Annotated in this window: 3 protein-coding genes; 2 read left to right on the plus strand and 1 reads right to left on the minus strand. The window is 73.0% G+C overall.

From position 1 onward, the window contains the following. Positions 1–28: 28 nt before the first annotated feature. Positions 29–445 carry an ATP-binding protein gene (locus GWI24_RS43060; RefSeq protein ID WP_210951464.1) on the plus strand — a complete coding sequence of 139 codons (417 nt, stop codon included), beginning with the start codon at positions 29–31 and terminating at the stop codon, positions 443–445. A 144-nt stretch (positions 446–589) separates the two neighbouring features. Here the strand turns inward: GWI24_RS43060 and GWI24_RS43065 are convergent, their stop codons facing one another. Beyond that, positions 590–1,750: a DUF2637 domain-containing protein gene (locus tag GWI24_RS43065; RefSeq protein WP_210951462.1), complete on the minus strand. Its 1,161-nt coding sequence runs from the start codon at positions 1,748–1,750 to the stop codon at positions 590–592. A 374-nt stretch (positions 1,751–2,124) separates the two neighbouring features. On the opposite strand from GWI24_RS43065, the gene GWI24_RS43070 reads away from it, so the two are divergent. Next, positions 2,125–2,756 (plus strand): GntR family transcriptional regulator (locus GWI24_RS43070; RefSeq protein ID WP_247617682.1); only part of this gene is annotated, 632 nt, incomplete at its 3' end.

A 2,756-nucleotide genomic window follows, 5' to 3' on the forward strand; every position in this document is an offset into this window, starting at 1 on the left:
GGCGGAGGCCGTTCCGGAGGGTGTTCCGGTGGAGCGTGGCCCGGTCCTGACCAAGCGATTGGCGCACGACGATCTCGCGGCGGTGGCGCGGGTCCGCGCGGAGCTGCGGGAGATGCTGCGGCACTGGGGCGGGCCCGGCCGGGCCGATCTCGCCGAGTTGCTCACCAGCGAGCTGGTGACCAACGCGCTGGTGCACACCGACCGTGGTGCGCAGGTCACGGCCTCATTGGGGGACGGGCCGGGCGCGCGCGTCACCGGTCGATTACGGGTGGAGGTGCGGGACTTCGTGTCCCGGCACCCGACGCTGCGCGACCGGCCCGCCGAGGACAGCACATCCGGGCGCGGACTGCTGCTGGTGCATACGCTCGCGGACGCCTGGGGCGTGCGGGCGCACGGGGTGGGCAAGGTCCTGTGGTTCGAACTCGAAGCCGAGGGCGTTCCGTAGCCGCGTCCCGTCGATGCGTGGCGCGGACGTTGTGGCGCGTGTCGGCGCCTGACGTCGCGGCGCGTTGGCGCATCGCGCGGTACGGACCCGCCGGGCGGCGGGCGGGGATCGGTGCCCCCGCCCTGGCCGCCGCCTCAGCCCCGCTCAGCCGAAGGCGCGCTCGATCTGCGCCAGCTTCTCCTCGAGGGAGTCCAGCCGCGGGATGGTGAGGGTGTCGTCCTCGGCGGTGAGGTCGATGGTGTGGGGACGGTCGGCCTCGGCGTCCTTGTCCTTCTCACCGAAGCCGAAGCTGAAATCCCGGTCGCGGTCCTTGTCCCGGTCGTGGCCCAGGTCGCCGGTCGCGGACTCGGCGCCGTCCGCGGAGCGCAGGGCGGGCCGGGCGGAGGCGGCGGCCAGCTGACCCTGCTCCGGGGCCCCGGCGGTCTCCAGCACCTTCTCGCCTATGGCAGGCTCCGAGCTGAGCTGCGCGGGCGGCGGGGTGGCGGCGGTGACCTCCACCTGACGGCCGCCGCGGCGGCCCCACATCCGGTGCTGCCGGTTGATCGCCCGGATCCGGGCCCGGTCCAGCTTCTCCTGCTCACGGCGGCGGGCGCGGTTGTGCTCCTTCTCGCGCCGGTCCTCGCGGACCTCCTCGACCGCCTCGTCCAGCGTCCGCACGCCCTCGAGCAGCATCAGCGACCAGGCGGCGAAGGTCTCGCGCGGAGCGCGCAGCCAGCGGACGACGCGGATCTGCGGCAGCGGCCGCGGCACCAGGCCCTGCTCGCGCAGCGCGGCCCGGCGGGTCTGCTTCAGGGCCCGGTCGAAGAGGACCGCCGCCGAGAGCGACATACCCGCGAAGAACTGCGGGGCGCCCGCGTGGCCCATGCCGCGCGGCGCGTGCACCCAGTTGAACCAGGCCGCGGCGCCCGCGAACAGCCACACCAGCATGCGCGAGCCGAGCGCGGCGTCACCGTGGCTGGCCTCCCGCACCGCCAGCACCGAGCAGAACATCGCCGCGCCGTCGAGCCCGAACGGCACCAGGTACTCCCAGCCGTTGGTCAGCGCCAGGTTCTCCCGCCCGAAGCCCACCAGGCCCTGGAAGGAGAGCGCGGCGGCCACCCCGGCGCAGCAGAACAGCAGAATGTAGGCGGCCATCCCGTAGATGGCCTCCTTACGGCGCCGACGCTCCTCGCTGCGCTCCCAGGAGTCGGTGATGACGCTCTCGTCCTTCTTCCGTCGGCCGCGCGCGAGGACAACCGCCGCCCCCACGACGCCGGCGAGCGCCACGACGACTGGCAGAACCAGCGATATGTCGGTCAGTCTCATCCGGTGCCCCTTGATTGGCTTCCATGAAGTTCTGGCCGCAGAACGGCCTACCGCGCGCGACATCCTGGCGGAATCCTGCCGGGCCTCGAGCGGTTTTGGGACAAGAGGCCGCCAAGTAGGCGGGGGGACACGCGGATAGGTGCGATGCGATCCGAACACTCGCGCTGTGCAAGCGGCTTGATTCTATTCACGGAACCCGATCGCGGGTAATCCGACCGATCGGCTTGCCGGTCGAGCTACGGTCCGTGTACGAGGCGCCACGTTACCGCGACCTTAAATGATGTTTACGGGCTTTGCCCGGGGGCGGCCTCCGCATATCGTTTCGATGGGATGTCAGGAGGGCCGGAGTGGAGCAGTCCGAAGCACAGGCGGCGATGGAGCCGCTGCCCTCCTGCGGCGCGCCCGCGGCACGCAGGTCCCCGCGCCGGCACTCGGTGCGCGGCCAGATCCTGGACGCCCTGCGGGACGCGCTGGCCGGCGGTGAGCTGACCCCGGGTGAGGTGTACTCCGCGCCGGTGCTCGCCGAGCGCTTCGGCGTCTCTCCCACCCCCGTACGGGAGGCCATGCAGCAGCTCGCGGGCGAGGGCGCCGTCGAGGTGGTGCCCAACCGGGGCTTCCGGGTCGCCCGCCGCAGCGAGCGCGAGCTGGCCGAGCTCGCGGAGGTACGGGCGCTGCTGGAGGTTCCGGTGATGCTCAGCCTGGCGGAGGCGATCGCGCCCGAGCGCTGGGCGGGGCTGCGGCCCTTCGCCGAGGCGACGGCGGCGGCCGCCGTAAGGGGCGACCGGGCCGCCTACCTGGAGTCGGACCGCACCTTCCACCAGACGGTGCTCGGTTTGGCCGGAAACCAGCAGCTCGTGATCGTCGCCGACGATCTGCACCGCCGCGCCCAGTGGCCGCTGGCCTGCGGCCGCGTCACCCGCACCGCCGACCTCGTCGCCGACGCGGAGGAGCACATGGCCCTCCTCGACGCCCTGGCCGCCCGCGACCTCGACACGGTCGAATCCCT

This window comes from Streptomyces sp. MK37H (genome assembly GCF_018035285.1).
In the GTDB taxonomy this organism is placed as follows: domain Bacteria; phylum Actinomycetota; class Actinomycetes; order Streptomycetales; family Streptomycetaceae; genus Streptomyces; species Streptomyces endocoffeicus.

Coding starts and splice junctions, on each gene's coding strand:
- GWI24_RS43065 (WP_210951462.1), bottom strand. CDS start 1,750: ATGAGACTGACCGACATATCGCTGGTTCTGCCAGTCGTCGTGGCGCTC.